20 protein-coding genes are annotated in these 20,719 nt (G+C 54.4%); 10 read left to right on the forward strand and 10 right to left on the reverse strand.

Annotated features, from left to right (window positions below; all coding sequences use genetic code 11):
* Positions 1–70: 70 nt before the first annotated feature.
* Complete coding sequence (gene otnI, locus FHW17_RS20410; RefSeq protein WP_112522243.1) at positions 71–886, forward strand: 2-oxo-tetronate isomerase; 816 nt, start codon at positions 71–73, stop codon at positions 884–886.
* A gap of 4 nt (positions 887–890) precedes the next feature.
* Entirely contained in the window at positions 891–1,775 is an 885-nt protein-coding gene (locus tag FHW17_RS20415; RefSeq protein WP_112522244.1) for a 2-hydroxy-3-oxopropionate reductase, read from the forward strand.
* A 102-nt stretch (positions 1,776–1,877) separates the two neighbouring features.
* On the opposite strand, the gene FHW17_RS20420 is transcribed toward FHW17_RS20415, so the two are convergent.
* Positions 1,878–2,264: a cytochrome c family protein gene (locus tag FHW17_RS20420; protein WP_112522245.1), complete on the reverse strand. Its 387-nt coding sequence runs from the start codon at positions 2,262–2,264 to the stop codon at positions 1,878–1,880.
* A 380-nt stretch (positions 2,265–2,644) separates the two neighbouring features.
* Here FHW17_RS20420 and FHW17_RS20425 point away from each other — a divergent pair, with 380 nt between their 5' ends.
* Positions 2,645–3,487 (forward strand): DUF2189 domain-containing protein, encoded by an 843-nt coding sequence (locus tag FHW17_RS20425; RefSeq protein WP_112522246.1) that lies wholly within the window; start codon positions 2,645–2,647, stop codon positions 3,485–3,487.
* Positions 3,488–3,535: 48 nt separating this feature from the next.
* On the opposite strand, the gene FHW17_RS20430 is transcribed toward FHW17_RS20425, so the two are convergent.
* The 6 genes from FHW17_RS20430 to FHW17_RS20455 all read right to left on the reverse strand — a co-directional run bounded on the left by FHW17_RS20430 (position 3,536) and on the right by FHW17_RS20455 (position 8,787).
* Complete coding sequence (locus FHW17_RS20430; RefSeq protein ID WP_112522247.1) at positions 3,536–3,895, reverse strand: cytochrome C oxidase subunit IV family protein; 360 nt, start codon at positions 3,893–3,895, stop codon at positions 3,536–3,538.
* 10 nt (positions 3,896–3,905) lie between these two features.
* Positions 3,906–4,628, reverse strand: coding sequence for a heme-copper oxidase subunit III family protein (locus FHW17_RS20435; protein ID WP_112522248.1), 723 nt, complete (start codon positions 4,626–4,628; stop codon positions 3,906–3,908).
* Between the two features lie 10 nt (positions 4,629–4,638).
* Positions 4,639–5,343 (reverse strand): cytochrome c oxidase subunit 3, encoded by a 705-nt coding sequence (locus tag FHW17_RS20440; RefSeq protein WP_112522249.1) that lies wholly within the window; start codon positions 5,341–5,343, stop codon positions 4,639–4,641.
* Positions 5,340–7,118: a cytochrome c oxidase subunit I gene (ctaD, locus tag FHW17_RS20445; RefSeq protein WP_112522250.1), complete on the reverse strand. Its 1,779-nt coding sequence runs from the start codon at positions 7,116–7,118 to the stop codon at positions 5,340–5,342. Before ctaD ends, FHW17_RS20440 begins: the two co-directional genes overlap by 4 nt.
* A 47-nt stretch (positions 7,119–7,165) precedes the next feature.
* Positions 7,166–7,981, reverse strand: coding sequence for a cytochrome c oxidase subunit II (locus tag FHW17_RS20450; protein WP_112522251.1), 816 nt, complete (start codon positions 7,979–7,981; stop codon positions 7,166–7,168).
* Between the two features lie 224 nt (positions 7,982–8,205).
* Positions 8,206–8,787: a TetR/AcrR family transcriptional regulator gene (locus FHW17_RS20455; RefSeq protein WP_112522252.1), complete on the reverse strand. Its 582-nt coding sequence runs from the start codon at positions 8,785–8,787 to the stop codon at positions 8,206–8,208.
* A 619-nt stretch (positions 8,788–9,406) separates the two neighbouring features.
* Here FHW17_RS20455 and FHW17_RS20460 point away from each other — a divergent pair.
* The 3 genes from FHW17_RS20460 to FHW17_RS20470 all read left to right on the forward strand — a co-directional run bounded on the left by FHW17_RS20460 (position 9,407) and on the right by FHW17_RS20470 (position 12,473).
* Positions 9,407–10,243 (forward strand): bifunctional allantoicase/(S)-ureidoglycine aminohydrolase, encoded by an 837-nt coding sequence (locus tag FHW17_RS20460; protein WP_182510698.1) that lies wholly within the window; start codon positions 9,407–9,409, stop codon positions 10,241–10,243.
* A 255-nt stretch (positions 10,244–10,498) separates the two neighbouring features.
* Positions 10,499–11,791, forward strand: a complete 1,293-nt coding sequence (locus FHW17_RS20465; RefSeq protein WP_112522254.1) for an NCS2 family permease — start codon at positions 10,499–10,501, stop codon at positions 11,789–11,791.
* Positions 11,792–11,867: 76 nt separating this feature from the next.
* Positions 11,868–12,473 carry a nucleoside deaminase gene (locus tag FHW17_RS20470; protein WP_162730122.1) on the forward strand — a complete coding sequence of 202 codons (606 nt, stop codon included), beginning with the start codon at positions 11,868–11,870 and terminating at the stop codon, positions 12,471–12,473.
* A gap of 42 nt (positions 12,474–12,515) precedes the next feature.
* On the opposite strand, the gene FHW17_RS20475 is transcribed toward FHW17_RS20470, so the two are convergent.
* The gene (locus FHW17_RS20475; RefSeq protein WP_112522381.1) at positions 12,516–13,001 is read right to left on the reverse strand and encodes an ureidoglycolate lyase; all 486 of its coding nucleotides are present in this window, start codon (positions 12,999–13,001) and stop codon (positions 12,516–12,518) included.
* A gap of 21 nt (positions 13,002–13,022) precedes the next feature.
* Complete coding sequence (gene puuE, locus FHW17_RS20480) at positions 13,023–14,441, reverse strand: allantoinase PuuE (RefSeq protein WP_182510699.1); 1,419 nt, start codon at positions 14,439–14,441, stop codon at positions 13,023–13,025.
* 180 nt (positions 14,442–14,621) lie between these two features.
* Here puuE and uraH point away from each other — a divergent pair, with 180 nt between their 5' ends.
* The 4 genes from uraH to xdhC are packed head-to-tail and all read left to right on the forward strand — an operon-like array spanning position 14,622 to position 19,695.
* On the forward strand, positions 14,622–14,993 hold the full coding sequence (uraH, locus tag FHW17_RS20485; RefSeq protein WP_182510700.1) for a hydroxyisourate hydrolase: 372 nt from the start codon (positions 14,622–14,624) through the stop codon (positions 14,991–14,993).
* Positions 14,994–14,999: 6 nt separating this feature from the next.
* Positions 15,000–16,481, forward strand: coding sequence for a xanthine dehydrogenase small subunit (gene xdhA, locus FHW17_RS20490; RefSeq protein WP_182510701.1), 1,482 nt, complete (start codon positions 15,000–15,002; stop codon positions 16,479–16,481).
* A 9-nt stretch (positions 16,482–16,490) separates the two neighbouring features.
* The gene (gene xdhB, locus FHW17_RS20495) at positions 16,491–18,827 is read left to right on the forward strand and encodes a xanthine dehydrogenase molybdopterin binding subunit (RefSeq protein ID WP_182510702.1); all 2,337 of its coding nucleotides are present in this window, start codon (positions 16,491–16,493) and stop codon (positions 18,825–18,827) included.
* 7 nt (positions 18,828–18,834) lie between these two features.
* The gene (xdhC, locus tag FHW17_RS20500; RefSeq protein WP_182510703.1) at positions 18,835–19,695 is read left to right on the forward strand and encodes a xanthine dehydrogenase accessory protein XdhC; all 861 of its coding nucleotides are present in this window, start codon (positions 18,835–18,837) and stop codon (positions 19,693–19,695) included.
* 8 nt (positions 19,696–19,703) lie between these two features.
* Here xdhC and FHW17_RS20505 read toward each other — a convergent pair whose 3' ends face one another.
* On the reverse strand, positions 19,704–20,618 hold the full coding sequence (locus FHW17_RS20505; protein ID WP_091881526.1) for a LysR family transcriptional regulator: 915 nt from the start codon (positions 20,616–20,618) through the stop codon (positions 19,704–19,706).
* Between the last annotated feature and the right edge of the window lie 101 nt (positions 20,619–20,719).

A 20,719-nucleotide genomic window follows, 5' to 3' on the forward strand; every position in this document is an offset into this window, starting at 1 on the left:
TCCCACGCATATCCATCCCGGCAGGGTGCAATGAGACCACCCTGCCGAGACCCCAACGATGGAGGAACCCATGCCGAAATTTGCTGCCAATCTGACAATGCTGTTCAACGAGGTTCCGTTTCTGGAACGCTTCGATGCCGCGGCCAAAGCGGGGTTTGAGGGAGTGGAATTCCTCTTCCCCTATGACTTCGGCAAACAGGAGTTGCGAGCCGCCCTTGATCGCAATGATCTGACACAGGTTTTGCACAATCTGCCTGCGGGCGACTGGGGCAGGGGCGAGCGAGGCATAGCCGTCCTGCCGGATCGTATTGACGAGTTCCGCCGTGGCGTCATTCAAGCAATCGACTATGCAACAGCGCTTGGCTGTAACCGGATTAATTGTCTTTCGGGCATCGCACCTGCCGGTCTGGCCGATGACGTCCTGCGTACCACATTCATAAGCAATCTGCGGCTTGCAGCCAGCGAACTGGCCAAACATGACATTCGCCTGCTGATAGAACCGATCAATCATTATGATATTCCCGGCTTTTATCTGAACACTGTTGAACAGGCCGGGTCGATTATCGAAGAGGTTGGCAGCAACAATCTCTTTATCCAGTACGATCTCTATCATCAGCAACGCACACGTGGCGAACTGATCGCGACCTATGAGCGTTACAAGAACCTCATTGCCCACGTGCAGCTTGCAGACAATCCCGGAAGGCACGAACCGGGCACGGGCGAGATCAATTATCCCTTCGTTTTCGAAGCGCTGGATCAGGCCGGTTACGACGGTTGGATCGGCTGTGAATACAAACCAAAAGCAGAAACGCAACGCGGGCTTGGCTGGCTGAACGATGTTTCAGCGGCACAGAAATCCGCCGATATTTTGAGAATGAGGAGCTGAACGAATGGCTGACATAGGTTTCATCGGGTTGGGAATCATGGGAACACCCATGGCACGGCATCTTCAGGATGCCGGACACAGCCTCTATACGTCGAAGTTCTTCATCGAGCCGCGCCCGGAGCTTGTCGAAAACGGGCTGAAGATCGTCGATAGCCCGAAGGCTTTGGCCGAGAAGACAGACATCATCATCCTGATGCTGCCTGATACACCTGAGGTGAAGGATGTTCTCTTTGGCGAGAACGGCGTGGTTTTCGGATTGAAGCCCGGCAAACTCGTTATCGATATGAGTTCGATCTCACCGATCGAGACCAAGGAATTCGCCAAAAAAGTTCGGGAAACCGGAAGCGAATATATTGATGCGCCGGTTTCCGGTGGTGAGGTCGGTGCCAAGAACGCCACGCTCAGCATTATGGCAGGCGGCGAACAAAGCGCCTTCGACCGGGCTTTGCCGCTGTTCAAGCTGATGGGCAAGAATATCACGCTGGTCGGGGATTGCGGCGATGGTCAGGTCACCAAAGTGGCCAACCAGATTATAGTTGCCCTGACCATCGAGGCCATATCGGAGGCGCTGGTTCTGGCATCAAAAGCCGGAGCAGACCCTGCGCGGGTACGCGAGGCGCTGATGGGCGGGTTTGCATCGTCGCGCATTCTCGAACTGCATGGAGAGCGCATGATCAAGCGGACGTTTGAGCCTGGCTTTCGCATCTCGCTGCACCAGAAAGACCTCAACCTTGCGCTGCAGAGTGCAAAGACGCTTGGCGTATCTTTGCCGAACACAGCATCGACACAGGAACTGTTCAACAGCTGCGCGGCAAATGGCGATAGCGGTCTCGATCATTCTGGACTGGTCAAGGCACTCGAACGCATCGCCAACCACGAAGTCGCCTGAATAGGGCATTTGACATTATGGGGGCGGTTGCCAGAACCGACCCCAGAACCTTCCTTGCGTGGCTCTTTGATGCCGCTGGTTTGAGGATCGTTCCTGTGTATTCTACTTCTTGAATTGTTCCAGATAGGCCAGCAGATTGGTGATGTCTGTATCGTCCTTCAAGCCGACAAATGCCATCTTCGTGCCCTTAACCTTTGCCTTTGGGTCATGCAGATAGTCACGCAAAGTGGCTTCGTCCCAGACCAATCCACCTTTTCCTGCGTCAGTCATCGCTGTGGAATAACTGAAGTCCGGATGTGTTCCTGCCGTTCTGCCAATCAGCCCGTTGAGCGACGGACCAACTTTGTTCTTATCCGTGTCGGCTATATGGCATATTGCACACTTCTTGAAGACCGTTGCGCCAGCTGTCGCATCACCCTCCTGGGCATTGGCCGCAGCCATGGATGAAATTGCAAAGATTGAGCCCATTACTAACGTAGCGTATCGCATGGCATTTCCTCATTCTTTCAAAGGGTGCCGCAGGCGAAGTTTGTCGCCAATTCCGTCCCATTGGCAGCCACTGTTTTTTTGAGATCGCTGCCTGGATTGCTCATGCGGCGACCGGCATTTGTACGCACTGAATCGTGATCTCCTGCTTTCTATAAGTCAATCGCAGTTGCAAATAATCCACCTCGGAGTAACGGCCGCATAATTCCTTCATACTTCAAGTAATCTTTGGGGGAGGATGGCCAATCGTGAAAGTTGATCTCTGGCAATGTGTCAATAAACAGGGTATGATTTCTGCAGTGCAGGTTTAGGTCCCATGGTCCGGTTCTTTGCATGGTGCCACTGGTGCCTTCCCGCTCCAAACGAGATTGGGAGATTTCTTCATGACGCAATTCCATGTGATAGCCGGTGCAAACGAAACGAACGTCTATCCTGACGTGCGTCGAATAAGTGTGGCGGACGTCTTTGCTTCACTTCGCGAAGGGCTCGCTGATTTCTGGGACAAACCTTCACATTACGTTTTTCTTTGTCTGATCTACCCGGTTGCAGGATTGGTTCTCATACGGTGGACATCGGGTGCCAATTTACTCCCGCTGCTCTTCCCGCTGATGTCCGGCTTTGCCTTGATCGGGCCTTTTGCCGCTCTTGGCCTTTATGAGATCAGCAGAAGACGCGAGCTGCATCTCGACACATCATGGTGGCATGCTTTGGAAGTGAAGCGCTCTCCAGCGATACCATCGATAATAGCGATGGGTATTCTGCTCCTTGCGCTGTTCGTTGCGTGGATTCTTACGGCACAGGCTCTTTACGTGAATCTTTTTGGTCCCGAGGCGCCGGAGTCGGTCAGCACGTTCATCAATCAGGTTTTCGGTACGCCTGAAGGCAGGCAGATGATCCTTCTTGGCAACGCGATCGGCTTTGTCTTTGCAGTCGTTGTTCTCTGTACGAGCGTCATCGCCTTTCCGCTTTTGCTGGACCGCGATGTTGGTGCGCTCTCGGCGATTGTCACGTCAGTGAAGGCAGTAATGGTTAATCCGCTTCAGATGGCCCTGTGGGGGATAATCGTCGCTGCACTTCTGCTGGTTGGATTCCTGACCCTGTTTGTTGGACTTGCGATCTTCATACCTGTGCTGGGACATGCGACCTGGCATCTCTATCGCAAGGTCGTTGTCTCTCCACCCAGCGCAAATGTTGAGATGCCGACAAAACGACGGTCTCGCAAATAGGCTGAATGCGACGAAAAGAACGCGGCACTTGGTGCCGCGTTTTTGTTTCTAGGGGCCAGTGCCGAAAAACGTCAATCGGCTGAAGAGCACGTAGTGCGCTTCGGAAACCATCATCGCAACAAAGACCAGCACCAATATGGGCGGGAGCAGCACGGCATAAAGCAGAGCCAGTCGCTCCCATGCCATGTGCATGAAAATTGCCACGATGAGTCCGGCTTTCAGGATCATGAAAAGTAGAATCAGCGACCACCGGAGAAAGCCGTGAATACCGATATAGTCGACCATGTAAGAGCAGATGCTGAGGACAAAAAGTAATCCCCAGACTACAAGGTAGAGCTTGATCGGGTGCTCCTGATGCGTCTCGTTGTGAATTGCTGGTCCTGTTGTGTCGGCTGAAGGATGTGTCATCGTACTAACCTCACCACAGATAGAAAAAAGCAAAGATGAATACCCAGACCAGATCGACGAAATGCCAGTAGAGACCGGTGATTTCGACGATCTCGTAATGGCCTTTTCTGCTGGTGAAAAAACCACGTTTTTCAGTGTCGAAATCTCCGCGCCAGACCTTGCGGGCAATGATAACAAGGAAGATGACGCCAATCGTAACGTGGGTTCCATGGAATCCCGTGATCATGAAAAAGGTCGAGCCGAATTGCGCCGCGCCCCATGGATTCTCCCACGGACGCACCCCTTCCGTAATGAGCTTTGTCCATTCAAAGGCCTGCATGCCGACGAACATCAGCCCGAACAGAGCCGTCAGCAACATGAGGATTGCGGTTTTACGCCGGTCACGCCGATAGCCGTAGTTGACAGCCATCGCCATTGTCCCGCTGCTGCTGATAAGCACAAAAGTCATGATGGCGATCAGGATGAGGGGGACTTCTTGCCCGCCGATGTTCAGGGCAAAGACTTCACTGGGATTAGGCCATGCAACGGGCGTGGACATGCGCGCCGTCATATAGGCAAGCAGAAAACATCCGAAGACAAAAGTATCGCTGAGCAGAAATATCCACATCATGGCTTTGCCCCAGGAAACGTTCTTGAACGTCCGCTGGTCTGACGCCCAATCTGAAGCAAAGCCGCGCATGCCTTCTGGCAATGGGAGGGGCGCTTTGGCTTCAGTCTGTGTGACTTGAGACATCATTGATCTCCTATGCCAGCAGTTGCCGGCAGATATCGACAAAATCATTCGCCCAACCCGCGAACAGGGCAAAAAGAACCAGCCAGACCAACAGCATGAAATGCCAATACATCGCGCAGAGTTCGATACTGAGATGGACCTGTCGCGCTGGCTTGCCTTGCAATACTTTGACGGTTGTCCGGCCGAGAACCAGAAGTCCGCCGAGAATGTGCAAGCCATGCATGCCGGTGATCATATAAAAGAAGCTGTTGGCGGGATTGTCGGCGAGGAGATAACCGGCAGATACAAGTTCCCGCCAGGCGAAAACCTGCCCGACAAGAAAGCCGACACCTGTGACAAAACTCGCCAGAAGTGCGAATTTCATTGTCTCGTCATCGCCTTGCTGCGCCAGTGACTTTGCGAGTTCCAGCGTAATGCTGCTTACCACGAGTGCAGCCGTATTGACCCAGAGCACCCTTGGTATGGGGATAGCCCACCAATCGTCTGAGCCCATGCGTATGAAATAGGCGCTGATGAAGAGGGTGAATAATGCACCCACGACAGCGAGAAATACACCGAGACCAATCTTTTCGGTCGCTATTGATGACCGGGTGAAGTGGGAAAAGCTACTGACCTTTTCCGCTTCAAGCCAAGGTTTTGATGTCAGGCGCTGCTGTGCCATCCACCAGATAATGATGGATGCAAGCAATGCAAGAAAGATCAGGACCGCACTCATGTCGAATGCTCTTTGGACCGTCTTTCAGGGTCCGGCTGGTTTTGCGGGATGAAATCCTCCGGGGCGCCGGGAACACTGTAATCATAAGCCCAGCGATAAACGACTGGTAGATCCTTGCCCCAGTTGCCATGCGGTGGTGGGGTTGTGGGTGTCTGCCATTCGAGCGTTGTTGCCCGCCAGGGATTACCGCCCGATTCTTTGCCCCTGCGAAGGCTCCAGGCTGCGTTGAACAGGAACAGGATTTGAGCTGCACCCACGGTCCACGCCATCAGCGTGATGAAAACATTCAGATCATGCGCCGATGTTGGATTAACAACGGTTTCGCCTAATTCGTAATAGCGTCGCGGCGCTCCCAGCAAGCCGAGATAGTGCATGGGAAAGAAGATCAGATAGGCACCCAGGAACGTTACCCAGAAGTGTATCCTGCCCATGGTCTCATTCAGCATCCGCCCGGTGATTTTTGGATACCAGTGATAAATGGCTCCGAAGATCACCATGATTGGCGCAACGCCCATCACCATGTGAAAATGCGCAACTACAAACATCGTATCGGAAAGCGGGACGTCGACGACGACGTTGCCAAGAAACAATCCTGTCAGACCACCATTCACGAACGTGACGATGAAACCGAGCGCAAAAAGCATAGGTATTGTCAGGTGGATATCACCGCGCCAAAGGGTGAGTACCCAGTTATACACTTTGATGGCGGTGGGCACTGCAATGATCAGGGTTGTCGTGGCAAAGAAGAACCCGAACTTCGGGTTCATACCACTCACATACATATGGTGCGCCCATACCACAAAGCTCAAAGCACCGATCACCACGATTGCCCAGACCATCATGCGATAACCGAAGATATTCTTCCGGGCGTGGGTGCTGATCAGATCGGAGACAATACCGAAGGCCGGTAGAGCCACGATATAGACTTCGGGGTGGCCGAAGAACCAGAACAGATGCTGGAAGAGAATTGGACTACCGCCGCCGTGTTTGAGCTGTTCACCCATTTCAACGATTGCTGGCATGAAGAAACTGGTTCCGAGAATGCGATCGAACAGCATCATAACCGAGGCAACAAAGAGGGCAGGGAAGGCCAGCAATGCCATGACAGTTGCAGTAAAAATGCCCCAGATTGTCAGGGGCATGCGCATCAAGGTCATCCCGCGCGCGCGGCCTTGCAATACGGTGACCACGTAGTTCAATCCACCCATGGTGAAGCCGATAATGAAAAGAATCAGCGAGGTCAGCATCAAGGTGATGCCCCAATCATTGCCACCCGGAGTGCCCGAGAGCACAGCCTGAGGTGGATAGAGCGTCCAGCCGGCGCCGGTTGGCCCTCCCGGCGCGAAAAAGCCGGCGACAAGAACAAGCACGGCGAGCAGATAGAGCCAGTAGCTCAACATGTTTGCATAGGGGAACACCATATCCCGTGCGCCCAGCATTAACGGGATCAGGTAATTGCCGAAGCCGCCCAGAAACAGTGCAGTCAGGAGGTAAATCACCATGATCATGCCGTGCATGGTGATAAACTGATAATAGTGTTCCGCATCGATGAAGGCGAAATAGCCGGGGAAAGCGAGTTGCAATCGCATCAGCCATGAGAGCACCAATGCTACCAGACCGATTGATATGGCCGTCAGTGAATATTGGATGGCTATGACCTTGGCGTCTTGGCTGAAGACATAGGTCGTCCACCAGCTATGCGAGTGGTAAAGCTCGACATCTTCGACTTCCGCTGCCGGAATGGTGTCGTTAATGCTGGATGGGATATTAGCCATCGAATGCCCTCCCTGTGGTTACTCTCCTCCCGAAGAGCTACGCCGCCTCACTGTGTCGTCTTAACTTCTCCCGACGCCATCATCTGCGTGAATGTGTGTTGTTGCCCCAGCCACGTCTGATAGTCGGCCTCGCTGTCGACCACGACGGTCCCGCGCATCTGGGGATGTCCGACGCCGCATAGTTCGGCGCAGAGAACTTCGAAGGTGCCAGTCCGTGTGGGTGTAAACCAGAAATAGGTGACCATGCCTGGAACCATGTCCATCTTGGCGCGGAATTCAGGTACGTAGAAATCATGCAGAACATCGATGGAGCGCAAGAGCATTTTGACCGGCTTGCCTACCGGCACATGCAGTTCGCCACCTTCGACGATAATATCATCCAGACCAGCTGCATCATTCTTTTTCACGCCTAAAGGATTATCGCCGCTAACGTCACGGGTGTCGGATGTTCCGAGCTGTCCATTGGCGCCAGGAAGGCGAAAGCTCCATTGCCATTGCTGGCCAACGACCTCGACATTGGTGGCGTCCTGCGGAACGGTGACGAATTGATTCCAGACAAACAGGCCCGGAGCCAGCATGGCGACGACGCCGATAGTGGTAACTGTGGCAAGCCAGAATTCCAGTTTTCGGTTTTCTGGCTCGTAATGGGCGCGGTTTCCCGGCTTGTGCCGAAAGCGGAAAACACAATAGGCAACAAACAGTACCACCGCGACAAATACAAAACCGGTAATCCAGAATGTAATGATGATTGTATTGTCGATGTAGTTCCAGTTGGACGCAATTGGCGTCCACCACCAAGGACTCAACAGATGAAAGAGAACTGAAGCAACCGCAATGACAACCAGAACAAGTACGACCGCCATTTCTTGTCCCCTCCCTGCCAGAATTGGCTGTGGACATGAATTCGCAACGCGCAGTGTTTTTAGAATAGCATTTCGTGCGGGAGAAATACAGGCAATCTAATTTTGGTGAACAGCTATCAGCAAGAATCGCGGATTCACATGGCCAGTTTATACTGGTTGCCAGAGGATTTGAGCCTGTCGCGGCAGATAAGGACGCCCCGCTTCCTGAAATCTAATACCGATTGCTAGGCTTTGGGCCGGGGTGACGCCAGATGCAGGACGGCCGCAATAGCACCTTCAAGAATATCATCGGACAGTGCGGGATCATCGACAGCGCGTGCAAGTTGAAGCGATCCCACGACCAATGCAAACATAGCACGAGCTGTTTGATGGGCATCTTCTGGCTCGCGTCCGGGCAACTGCTGTGCGATCACTTCGATCACCGCATTGAATCGCGCGGTGTATGCATGCCTGATCTCGGGAGATTGCCTACTGATCTCTGGCAGAAGTGCGGCGGATGGGCAACCATGCCCCCGATCATCGCGATGGCTTGGGCTCAGATACTGCCGCAATACTGCTTCAAGCCCGTGTTGACTGACATTTTGCGATATGGCTTGGAGCTGTGCATCAAGAGTTTGTTCGACACATTCCCTCACCAAATCATTCTTCGATGAGAAGTGCGTGTAGAATGCGCCGTTTGTCAGACCGGCATCGGCCATGATCGCTGCGAGCCCCACCGCAGATACTCCCTGATCTCTGAACTGCTTCGCAGCCACCTCGGTGATCTGCTGCCGGGTGCTTTCCTTATGTCCTTTTTCATAGCGCATGCCGATCTCCCAATCCGGTTGGTTTAGTGTATTGCATTATGATCGTAATGTGATATTATAGTCGTAATGCAATCACAGTTCAAGCAGCTTTCCCCATTGCTGCACTTTGACCCCAAAAGGAGGGTTTTATCATGATACGTCTACTTCTGGTCACAGCCGTCGCGGCTACTCTTGCTGCCTGCTCTACATCAGGCGGACCATCACACTTAGCAAGTTACAAGGCGAATACCGGGTACGCCTTCAAGACGGACATCGACAATGGGAAAGTTTCCTCAACGAGCAAAGTCAATGCACCAGCAAATGGTCCCCGCCTCGGTTTCACCGGCTTCTCGGGCACGCAGATAATTGGTGGTATAAACTGAGTCAGTTAGCAGTGTCCTGTAAACGAAAGACTCTGTACATTCCCAACTAATAATCGAGAGGTGGACAGATTGGGCATGAAAGCGGCTGACTCCCTGATTGCCTCGAGGCTTGAAGGCAAAAGGCTCAAATATTTTCAATACAAATTTGAAAATGTTTGACGTGAAAATATATGTCGTTCAGTTGACTCAAGCATGTAGAACCGGCGACAGAATTACGCAACGGTTAGACATTTATTGAACAAGCTGAGGAGTCACGCATGTCCCGAAATACATATTATGCACCCCATGGCGGACATCCTCAGCAAAACCAGCTGCTTACAGGGCGGGCTGTTTTCACCGAGGCATATGCGGTCATTCCTGGTGGCGTGATGCAGGATATTGTCACCAGCGCTTTGCCATTTTGGGACAAAACCCGTTGCTGGATCATCGCCCGGCCTCTCTCCGGTTTTGCCGAGACGTTCTCGCAATACATTATGGAAGTTGCGCCGGGGGGAGGCAGCACGCGTCCTGAGTTGGATAAAGGTGCCGAAGGTGTACTCTTCATTGTGGAAGGCGAGTTGCAGCTGACGCTCGCTGGTGAGATTCACGTCATGCCGCCGGGAGGCTATGCATTTATTCCACCGGCGACGGATTGGTCGGTTCTGAACGTGACGAGTGCTTTCGTGCGCTTCCATTGGATTCGCAAATCCTATGAGGCTGTCGATGGCATCGATATTCCAACACCACTGGTTCTTAATGAACACGATATCGAGCCTTCTGTGATGCCTGATACGGAAGGCCGGTGGGCAACCACCCGCTTTGTGGACCCGGCGGACATGCGCCACGATATGCATGTCACCATTGTCACGCTTCAACCAGGAGCGGTCATTCCGTTTGCTGAGACACATGTGATGGAACATGGTCTTTATGTGCTTGAAGGCAAGGCGGTTTATCGCCTTAATCAGGATTGGGTCGAGGTCGAGGCCGGTGACTTCATGTGGCTGCGTGCCTTCTGCCCACAGGCGTGCTACGCAGGGGGACCTAAGCCATTCCGCTATCTGCTCTATAAGGACGTCAACCGTCACATGAAACTTACGTTTCATCGGAATGCCTGAAGCGGCCCTGCATCAATAAAATATTGAAGCTGTTTCGCCGATGCTTGCGGAAATCAGAGCCTAGCATCGCCGCGGCGGAAGACGCACAATCAATGTGGCAGTGGCAACACTGAGGAGGGGCTGGCCGTGGAGGAGTATGCGCCAGTTTTCTCTTGATTACAGACGTTTGTAAACTCAAAACAGGCAGCCACGCGACTCGCCAAATCAGGCAGTCATGCAGCAACCGGAGACTCGGCGTGAGCCAGGGGAGGAATTATGCTCGAAAAGCTTTTCAAGCTGAGAGAACACAACACAACGGCGCGCATTGAGATGCTCGCCGGACTGACGACATTCCTGACGATGTCGTACATCATCTTTGTCAATCCAGAAATCCTGTCATCGACGGGTATGGACCGCAATGCGATCTTCGTTGCGACCTGTATTGCAGCAGCCCTCGGCTCGCTGGTCATGGCGCTCGTGGCCAACTGGCCCATCGGCATGGCACCGGGAATGGGGCTCAATGCCTTCTTCGCCTTCACCGTGGTGGCGGCGATGGGCTTCACCTGGCAGCAGGCGCTGGGTGCTGTCTTCATTTCAGGATGTATTTTCCTCGTGCTCACCGTTACGGGCGTGCGCAGCTGGCTTGTCGCCGGAATTCCCAAATCGCTGCGCAGTTCCATTGCGGCGGGCATCGGGCTTTTCCTTGCATTCATTGCACTGAAAAACTCAGGGATCATTGTCGCAAACCCTGCAACATTTATCGGATTGGGTCATCTGGGTAGTACGCCTGCCTTGTTCGCAATTCTGGGTTTCTTCATCATCGCTGTTCTTGATGCGCTTAAAATACGCGGTGCTATCCTGATCGGCATTCTGGTTGTCACTGTCTTGTCTATGCTGATTGGCGCAAGTGAGTTCAAGGGCGTATTCTCTGCGCCGCCAAGTCTCGCTCCGACATTCCTGCAACTCGATATTATGGGCGCGCTGCACACTGGTCTGTTGCAGGTTATTCTTGTGTTTGTCCTTGTCGAAGTGTTCGATGCGACGGGTACGCTGATCGGCGTGAGCAAACGGGCTGGCCTCATCGAAGAGGGTAAACCCAATCGTCTGGGCCGCGCTCTGTTTGCCGACAGTACGGCAATTGTTGCTGGCTCCCTGCTTGGTACCAGCAGCACGACAGCCTATGTGGAAAGCGCATCCGGCGTTCAGGCCGGAGGACGAACAGGATTGACAGCACTCACCATCGCCGTCCTGTTTCTGGCCGCGCTCTTCATCGCACCTCTGGCCGGTTCTGTTCCGGGTTATGCGACGGCACCGGCCTTGCTGTATGTTGCCGGTCTCATGATGCGCGAGCTTATAGACATCGAATGGGCTGACATTACGGAAGCAACGCCGGCAGCACTGACCGCATTGATGATCCCGTTCACCTATTCGATCGCCAATGGTCTGGCATTCGGCTTCATCAGTTACGTGGTGCTGAAAACCTTCACAGGCCGGGTCAAGGACGTGCATGTGGCGACTTGGCTTGTCGCGATCCTCTTCGTCGTCCGCTTCGTGCTGTTCCCCGTATAAATCAATATTCGGCCATGGCCACTGTGCCATGGCCGAATGATTGTCGTTCTCGTTACAGACAAAGGAAATGTTTCCAATGACTCAGGAAAGCTCCGCAGCCGGAATTATCGACGCATTGCTCGATGCCATGGAACATCAGATTATTCCGATGACCGAAGAGGGCGTGGCGGCAGGCAACAAGATCTTCGGCGCCGCAGTGCTACGAAAATCAGATCTGTCGGTCGTGCTGGCAGAAACCAACAACGAAACAGAGAACCCACTCTGGCATGGTGAGGTTCATACGTTGAAGCGTTTCTATGAGGTGAATGAAGACAAACGGCCTGATCCCAAGGAGTTGATCTTTCTGTCGACCCACGAACCTTGTTCCATGTGTCTTTCAGCCATCACCTGGGCTGGGTTCGACAACTTCTATTACTTTTTCAGCCATGAGGATTCCCGCGACGCTTTCGCCATCCCGCATGATCTGAAGATATTAAAGGAAGTCTTCACGTTGGAACCGGGCGGTTACAACAAGGAGAATGCATTCTGGAAGAGCTATGCGATCCACGCATTGATTGCGGCGCAGGCCGAACCGGAGCGGAGCAGATTGCAGGCGCGCGCTGCCAAGATCAGTGAAAAATATGCTGATCTCTCCGATCAGTATCAGTCGAGCAAAGACCAGAACTCGATCCCTTTGAACTGATGATCTGGCTGACGCTTGCTTTGAAGCGTCAGCCGTCAATCGTCAGCGGATAATAAATGGCTCGCTGTAGAAATATTCCTGCAGATTGATGCCGTCACCACCGCGATCCACCACGATAAAATCAGAGATGCCGCCAAGCGGCGTCAGGATTCCGTGCCATATATTGCGATGGATATTCACGCCCTGTCCCGGCTGAGTTACAAAGGCGATGGGGTTTCCAGCGCCTGCCGCCTCGTTAGGGGCTACAACAACCAGAAATGGATTTGCAGACCGGGGCATGAAGGCCTGACTGCCAAGAGGGTGCCGTTCTACCATGGCGAGCTTCAGCGGCAATTCATAAGGTTTGCCGCGCAGCAGGCTGATCATGACGCGGGCATTTTCGCCCGATGTTTCGACCTTCGCCAGATCATGATAGCGGTCGCACATGCCGTGGTTGATGGGAAAACTTGATGATCCCTCTATTTCGATCACATCCCCGAAAGGCGCGAAAACCTCGCGGGACAGGGGTTGAACCAAAATCTCGCGCAGGGATTGTGACATGTTCACTCCTCAATTTGGCAGCAAAGCTTGCAGACGAAGCAGGGCGATCCTCTCCACCTGTTGGCAGGCTGTGTTGAATTCGGTCTGTTGGTCGTTCTTGATTCGCGTCCGGAAAGCATCGAGGATTGCATCCTTGCTGTGATCCTTGACGGCGATAATGAAGGGGAAGCCAAAGGTCTCGACATAGAGCCCATTCAATGCTTCGAATTGCGCGCGTTCCGCGTCGGTCAGTGCATCGAGACCGGCGGATGCCTGTTCCTGCGTGGAGCTTTCGGTAAGTCTTTTTGCCTGCGCCAGTTTTCCGGCCAGATCAGGGTGAGCCTTGAGAACCGCAAGGCGTTCCTCCTGTGTAGCGCTACGGAACACGCTGGTCAGTGCGCCGTGAAGCCCCTGAGCATTGTCGTGGCCATGGGAAAGTTCGGAGGCAAAGGCACGTTGTGCGATCCACTGCGAATGTTCGAATACGCCGCCGAAGCGCTCGACAAATGCCGCTTCTGTCAGGGCCGACGGGTGGGGGTGAGATGTCCGACAGGGATGGGTTGTTGCCCAGTGCCGGGCAATGTCGATACGGCGGGCCAGCCAGACGTGGCTATGGCTCTGCACATAATCGATAAAGCGGGCAATGGCGGCTGTTCGTCCCGGTCTGCCGACAAGACGGCAATGCAGGCCGATGCTCATCATTTTTGGAAATCCCGCTTCGCCTTCGGCATAAAGCGTGTCGAAACTGTCTTTGAGGTAGGCGAAGAATTGCTCGCCGGAATTGAAGCCCTGCGGCGTGGCAAAGCGCATATCATTGGCGTCAAGCGTATAGGGGATGATCAGCTGGTGCCGATCGTTCGTTTCGTGCCAATAGGGCAGATCGTCGGCGTATGAATCGGAAACATAATCAAAGCCGCCTTCTTCGGTGGCAAGGTCCACGGTGTTGACGGAGCAGCGGCCAGTATACCAGCCTCTTGGGCGTTCGCCCGTGATGGCCGTATGTATACGGATGGCCTCGCGCATATGCTCACGCTCGGCGTCTTTTGTGTAGTCCTTGTATTCGATCCATTTGAGCCCGTGCGATGCGATCTCCCAGTTGGCATCCAGCATAGCTCGGACCTGTGCTGGCGAGCGCTGCAAGGCCGTGGCCACACCATAGACTGTCAGGGGGACATTCTTGCCGGTAAACAGGCGATGCAGGCGCCAGAAACCGGCACGGGCACCATATTCGTAAATGGACTCCATGTTCCAGTGACGCTGGCCTTCCCAGGCCTGTGCTCCGACGATCTCCGAGAGGAAGGCTTCGGAAGCGGCATCACCGTGCAGCACACAATTCTCGCCGCCTTCCTCATAATTGAGAACAAACTGGACCGCGATTTTGGCACCATCAGGCCAATTGGCCTGCGGCGGGGTTTCTCCATATCCATGCAAGTCCCGGGGATATCTCATGGCAGCCACCTGTCCTCCACTATGCTGGTCCGATCCCCTGAATAATCAAATAAGCGGCAATCCATTCCCCAAGAAAATTTTGAAAGTCCTGTTATCAAGCGCCGCCTACTCCGCAGTGTCCGGGCCGGGCAAACTAAGCGATGCAAAAGTGGAAAGTCCGCCTTGGGAGGAGGAACGCTCATGAGTCTTCAGAACGAAACATCAGGCCGTCTGACGACGCATGTGCTTGATACGGCAAGCGGAAAGCCTGCCGCTAATCTGCAAATCGATCTTCTTCGCCTTGAAAGTGACCGGTTTTCGACGCTGCTCAGCACACGTACCAACCAGGATGGACGCTGTGATGCGCCGCTTCTGGCTGGAGCGGAGATGCGTTCCGGCACCTATGAGTTGCGTTTCCATGTCGGCGCCTATCTCGGGCAACAGCAATCTGGAGATCGGGTGCCGTTTCTCGATGTGGTGCCGATCCGCTTTGGCATCGGGAACGAGGACGCTCACTACCATGTGCCTTTGCTCGTTGCCCCCTATGGCTACTCAACCTATCGCGGGAGCTGATCAATCATGCAAGTCGAGACCCGTAATAGCGTCCGTTTTCTGCTCAATGATAAGCTGGTTGAACTCAGCGACTTGCCTGCGACCCAAACGCTGCTTGATTTCCTGCGGATTGAGCGTCGGTTGCGTGGCACCAAGGAAGGATGTGCCGAGGGCGATTGCGGCGCCTGTACGGTTCTGGTGGGGCGCTTGACCGACGGTCAGCTTACCTATGAATCCGTCAACGCCTGTATCCGTTTTGTCGGATCGCTCGATGCCTGCCACGTCGTCACCGTTGAGGCGCTTGCCGGAACTGATGGCACCTTGCACCCGGTGCAGAAGGCCATGGTTGATACGCATGCCTCGCAATGCGGGTTTTGCACGCCGGGTTTTGTCATGTCGCTCTATGGTCTGTGGATGCATAATCCCAATCCGGCTGTGCGAGACATTGAAAAAGCACTGCAGGGCAATCTCTGCCGCTGCACCGGCTATGCCGCAATCATCCGGGCAGCCGAGAGTGTATCGGCACGGGGGAATGCGAACAATGATCCTCTGGTTGCTGAGCGCGCGCGCGTCATTGAACAGCTTCAAACGTTGAAGGACGGCAAGCGCGTTGAGGTGGGTGTCGGCAAAGAGCGGCTCGTTCTTCCCGCCAATGTCGATGACTTTGCCACCTTTATGGAAGCCAACCCCGGCGCCACCATTGTTGCCGGTTCCACCGATGTCGGGCTTTGGGTGACCAAGTTCATGCGGGAGATCGGACCCGTTGTCTTCACCTCTCATCTGGACGAATTGCGCCTCATCTCAATGGATGACGAAGGTCTGAAGCTGGGAGCAGGCGTCAGCTATACCGATGCCTATCCTGTGATCACAAGGATCTTCCCCGATCTGACCGAATTGTGGAATCGCATCGGCGGCGAACAGGTGCGCAATATGGGGACCATTGGCGGCAACGTTGCCAATGGATCACCCATCGGTGATACACCGCCCGCGCTGATCGGGCTTGGCGCAAGCGTCCTTCTGCGCAAGGGGCAGAACCGCCGTTCCGTGTTAATCGAAAAGTTCTTTATCGAATACGGCAAGCAGGACCGCTTACCGGGAGAGTTCGTCGAGGCAATCCATATTCCGTACCTCAAACAGGGGGAACTGTTCGCCGTTTACAAAATATCGAAGCGGCTGGATGAAGATATTTCATCGGTTTGCGGTGCTTTCAAAGTTACCCTGGATTCACACGGCACAGTCGAGGCAGCTGTGATTGCCTTTGGCGGCATGGCGGGCACACCAAAACGTGCCGCTGCGGTTGAGCAGACGCTGATTGGTTCCCCATGGCACGACGAGACAATTGAACAGGCCATGGCGGCATTTGCCATGGATTTTACGCCGTTGACCGATTGGCGCGCTTCGGCGGACTACCGGCTGCTAACCGCAAGAAACCTCTTGCGCCGCTTCTATCTGGAAACCACTGGCGAAGAGAATATCAGGCTGAACCGCTACACAGCGGCTGTCGGCTAGGAGGGTATCATGAACTCAATCCAGCCGATTGCGCGGATTAAAGGCGGTGTCCATGAGCATCAGCCGCATGAATCCGGACACAAGCATGTTTCCGGTTCCGCCGAGTATATCGACGATATGCCGGAACCCGCCGATACGTTGCATGCCTATCTCGGACTATCGCAACGCGCCCACGCGGAAATCGTCTCGATTGATTTCGAAGCGGTCAGGGCATGCGCGGGGGTTATCGGTGTTCTGACGGTCGATGACATTCCCGGCCATAATGATGTAAGCCCGGCTGGCAAGCATGACGATCCGGTGTTTGCGGTGGGAAAGGTGGAATTTCACGGCCAGCCAATGTTCGCCGTGATTGCCGAGACACGGCAGGCGGCGCGTTATGCCGCTTCGAAGGTCAAGGTGGAATATCGTGACCTTGGTCACGCTATTGATGTGCTTGAGGCCGAAAAGGCGGGGTATCCGCTGGTTGTTGATCCGCTTAAACTTGAGCGCGGTGATATTACAACCGGGCTTGCGCAGGCGAAGAACCGCCTGAGTGGTGAAATGCGCATTGGCGGTCAGGATCACTTCTATCTCGAAGGACACATTGCCTTTGCCATACCGGGTGAAGACGATGAGATAACGGTTTTCTCTTCAACCCAGCATCCAAGCGAAACCCAACATATGGTTGGCCATGTGCTGGGCGTCCCCTCCAATGCGGTGACGGTGAATGTGCGGCGCATGGGCGGCGGTTTTGGTGGCAAGGAAACGCAGGCCAATCTCTTTGCAGCCGTTGCAGCGGTTGCCGCCAAAAAGTACCGGCGGGCGGTGAAGATTAGACCGGACCGTGACGACGATATGGTCGCCACAGGCAAACGGCACGATTTTCATGTGGCCTATGATCTTGGTTTTGACGATGAAGGCAGGATTGAAGCGGTAGACGCAACTTTTTCCGCCCGCTGCGGTTTTTCCGCCGATCTCTCCGGTCCGGTAACAGACCGGGCGCTGTTCCATGCCGACAATTGCTATTTCTATCCCAATGTCCGACTACGCTCGCGTCCGCTGAAAACCAATACGGTATCCAACACGGCATTCCGTGGTTTTGGCGGGCCGCAAGGAATGGTCGGTGGTGAACGGATGATCGAGGACATCGCCTACGCGTTGGGCAAAGATCCGTTGGAAATTCGCAAAGCGAATTTCTATGGCGATGAAGGTCGGAACCTCACGCCCTATCATCAGACCGTTGAAGACAATATCATTCCGCAGATTGTGGCGGAGCTTGAGGCCTCGTCTGATTATGCGGCGCGGAGGGAAGCCGTTCTTGCGTTCAATCGGAAAAGCCGGATTATCAAGCGCGGGATCGCACTGACACCGGTCAAATTCGGCATCTCCTTCACCAAGACCGAATATAATCAGGCCGGGGCGCTGGTCCATGTCTATACCGATGGATCGATACATCTGAACCATGGTGGCACTGAAATGGGGCAGGGGCTCTACACCAAGGTGGCGCAGGTGATTGCCGATGAATTTCAAGTCGATCTTGACCGCATAAAGGTCACAGCTACAACAACCGCGAAAGTACCCAACACTTCGGCGACTGCAGCATCATCGGGTTCCGATCTCAACGGAATGGCGGCAGCCAATGCCGCACAGCAGATCAAGGCGCGGTTGGTGGATTTTGCCGTTGAGCACTACGGCGTTGCCAAGGACGAAGTGTTTTTTGAGCCCAATACGGTCCGGGTTGGCGACCTGCTGGTGCCATTCCCCGACTTTATCAAGGCTGCCTATGGCGCACGCGTGCAGCTTTCGGCAGCGGGCTTCTACAAGACACCCAAAATCCACTGGAACCGCTCGGAGGGTCGGGGGCGACCATTTTACTATTTTGCCTATGGTGCCTCGGTGTCTGAGGTCAGCATCGATACGCTGACCGGCGAATATCAGGTTGATCGAACTGACATCCTGCATGATGTCGGTAAGTCGCTTAACCCATCGCTTGACCTCGGTCAGGTCGAAGGCGCTTTCGTTCAGGGCATGGGCTGGCTCACCACAGAGGAACTCTGGTGGGATGCCAAGGGACGCCTGCGCACCCATGCACCATCCACCTATAAAATTCCGTTGGCTTCGGATCGTCCACGTCAATTCAATGTGAACCTGGCAAGCTGGTCGGTCAACCGAGAGGAGACAATCCGCCGCTCCAAGGCGGTTGGTGAGCCGCCATTCATGCTGGCGATTTCCGTTCTGGAGGCGATCTCCATGGCGGTTGCCAGTGTTGCGGATTACCACATTGCGCCGAGACTGGATGCACCGGCAACGCCAGAGCGTGTGCTGATGGCTGTCGAGCGGTTGCGTACCGCGCGAAGCGGGAAGTGATGGTCTCATGCCGTCGAACCGCGATGATATCAGGGACTTTCTCAACCGGCGCAAACATGTGGTGCTGGTCGAGGTAAAAGCTGCCAATGGCTCAACACCGCGCGAGGCGGGCGCGTGGATGCTGGTTGCGGTCGACTGTATTTTCGGCACGATCGGCGGCGGACAGCTCGAATTCATGGCCATTGACCACGCCCGCAAACTGCTCAATCAGGGCGAGGCAGATGGTGACGATATTTCCATCCCGCTTGGGCCTGAGATCGGGCAGTGCTGCGGCGGGCGGGTTGCCCTTGGCTTCAAGCGGCTGGACCGGCAATTGCGGGCGACACTTGTTGAGAAGGTCGATCTTGAGATCGCACAACGTCCGCATGTCTATGTCTTCGGCGCCGGTCATGTCGGTGACGCTTTGGCCATGGCCTTATCGCTGGCACCGCTGCGCATTGTTCTTGTGGACACGCGCGAGATCGAGCTTTCCGCCACGCGGGTTCCGGGCATCGAGACCTGTCTGACGGCCATGCCCGAGATGGTTGTGCGCGATGCCCCGGCAGGCAGTTCCTTTGTTGTCCTCACCCATGACCACGCGCTTGATTTTCTGATCACCGCCGAAGCACTGGCGCGGGGTGATGCCGCCTATGTCGGCATGATCGGCTCGAAGACCAAAAAGGCTACATTCCGCAATTGGCTTGAGCGCGAGATTGGCCGCCCGGAAATCTTTGATAGGCTCGTCTGTCCCGTGGGGGGAACTGCGGTCAAGGATAAACGCCCGTCTGTCATCGCTACGCTTGCTGCTGCTGAGATCATGACCTCAGCGCTCAACCATCAGTTTGGCCAGGACAACTTTTCAAAGCAAAAACTACAGCTTCACGCCTGATCTATCATTTACTCAAGCATGGCGCTGATCAGGCGCTGGCAGCGTTCGGTCATGAAATCGATCATCAGGCGAACCTTTGGGTCCTGAAACCGCTTGTGCGGATAGATCGCCGCAAGCTGGATACTGACGGGCGGCGTGTTTTGTAAAATTGGCACCAACGTCCCGTCATTCACATGGCTTTTAACCTCGAACAGCGGCTTGTTGATAATCCCCCTTCCATCAAGCGCCCAACGGGTCAGTACATCGCCGTCATCGGAATCATACGGGCCGCTGACCTCAAGCTTGCGTGGACCATCAGGCGTTTGCAGCGTCCAGTAATATTCCTTGGAGCCGGGATAGCGCAAAAGCAGGCAATCATGATGGGCCGATATCAGCTCATCCGGTGTTTCCGGGACACCGCGCTTTGCCAGATAATCAGGCGACGCACAGATCACCCGCTCGCAATTCATGATACCGCGCATACGCAGATTGGAGTCTTCAAGGATACCGAGCTTGAAGGCCACATCGACGCCCTCGCTCATAATATCGATATTGTGATCCGACAGCCGCAATCGCACTTCGATATCAGGATATTTGTCATGAAATTCCGGGACACCGGAGGCAATCAGCCGTCGTCCTATCCCGAGGGGCGCTGTGATGCGGATTGCTCCTTTCGGCTTTTGCGAAAGGTCGGCAATGGCGGCTTCAGCTTCATTGATCGCCTCAATGATCTTGACCGCCCCCTCGTAGAAGACGCGGCCATGTTCCGTGGGGGTCAGCTTCCGGGTTGTGCGATTGAACAGCCGGACGCCGAGATAGCGCTCAAGTTCCTTGATGCGATTGCTGGCGACAGCCGGGGACGCCCGCTGGTCCCGGCCGGCGGCAGAAAGGTTTCCCAGTTCGACGACGCGAACGAAAACACGAAGATTATCGAAATATGACATGGTTCCCACCACTGTCTTACACTGTTCATTGATCTAGCATTTTATAGTTTTTTTTGAAAGAGATGGGCGATTTATGGCGTTTTCCTGCGGCTGAAGCTTTG

The organism is Phyllobacterium sp. P30BS-XVII, assembly GCF_014138335.1.
Taxonomy (GTDB): domain Bacteria; phylum Pseudomonadota; class Alphaproteobacteria; order Rhizobiales; family Rhizobiaceae; genus Phyllobacterium; species Phyllobacterium meliloti.

Bases quoted from the DNA above. Each gene is read 5' to 3' on its own strand.
- otnI (WP_112522243.1), top strand. From the start codon at position 71: ATGCCGAAATTTGCTGCCAATCTGACAATGCTGTTCAACGAGGTTCCG.
- FHW17_RS20415 (WP_112522244.1), top strand. From the start codon at position 891: ATGGCTGACATAGGTTTCATCGGGTTGGGAATCATGGGAACACCCATG.
- FHW17_RS20420 (WP_112522245.1), bottom strand. From the start codon at position 2,264: ATGCGATACGCTACGTTAGTAATGGGCTCAATCTTTGCAATTTCATCC.
- FHW17_RS20425 (WP_112522246.1), top strand. From the start codon at position 2,645: ATGACGCAATTCCATGTGATAGCCGGTGCAAACGAAACGAACGTCTAT.
- FHW17_RS20430 (WP_112522247.1), bottom strand. From the start codon at position 3,895: ATGACACATCCTTCAGCCGACACAACAGGACCAGCAATTCACAACGAG.
- FHW17_RS20435 (WP_112522248.1), bottom strand. From the start codon at position 4,628: ATGTCTCAAGTCACACAGACTGAAGCCAAAGCGCCCCTCCCATTGCCA.
- FHW17_RS20440 (WP_112522249.1), bottom strand. From the start codon at position 5,343: ATGAGTGCGGTCCTGATCTTTCTTGCATTGCTTGCATCCATCATTATC.
- ctaD (WP_112522250.1), bottom strand. From the start codon at position 7,118: ATGGCTAATATCCCATCCAGCATTAACGACACCATTCCGGCAGCGGAA.
- FHW17_RS20450 (WP_112522251.1), bottom strand. From the start codon at position 7,981: ATGGCGGTCGTACTTGTTCTGGTTGTCATTGCGGTTGCTTCAGTTCTC.
- FHW17_RS20455 (WP_112522252.1), bottom strand. From the start codon at position 8,787: ATGCGCTATGAAAAAGGACATAAGGAAAGCACCCGGCAGCAGATCACC.
- FHW17_RS20460 (WP_182510698.1), top strand. From the start codon at position 9,407: ATGTCCCGAAATACATATTATGCACCCCATGGCGGACATCCTCAGCAA.
- FHW17_RS20465 (WP_112522254.1), top strand. From the start codon at position 10,499: ATGCTCGAAAAGCTTTTCAAGCTGAGAGAACACAACACAACGGCGCGC.
- FHW17_RS20470 (WP_162730122.1), top strand. From the start codon at position 11,868: ATGACTCAGGAAAGCTCCGCAGCCGGAATTATCGACGCATTGCTCGAT.
- puuE (WP_182510699.1), bottom strand. From the start codon at position 14,441: ATGAGATATCCCCGGGACTTGCATGGATATGGAGAAACCCCGCCGCAG.
- uraH (WP_182510700.1), top strand. From the start codon at position 14,622: ATGAGTCTTCAGAACGAAACATCAGGCCGTCTGACGACGCATGTGCTT.
- xdhA (WP_182510701.1), top strand. From the start codon at position 15,000: ATGCAAGTCGAGACCCGTAATAGCGTCCGTTTTCTGCTCAATGATAAG.
- xdhB (WP_182510702.1), top strand. From the start codon at position 16,491: ATGAACTCAATCCAGCCGATTGCGCGGATTAAAGGCGGTGTCCATGAG.
- xdhC (WP_182510703.1), top strand. From the start codon at position 18,835: ATGCCGTCGAACCGCGATGATATCAGGGACTTTCTCAACCGGCGCAAA.
- FHW17_RS20505 (WP_091881526.1), bottom strand. From the start codon at position 20,618: ATGTCATATTTCGATAATCTTCGTGTTTTCGTTCGCGTCGTCGAACTG.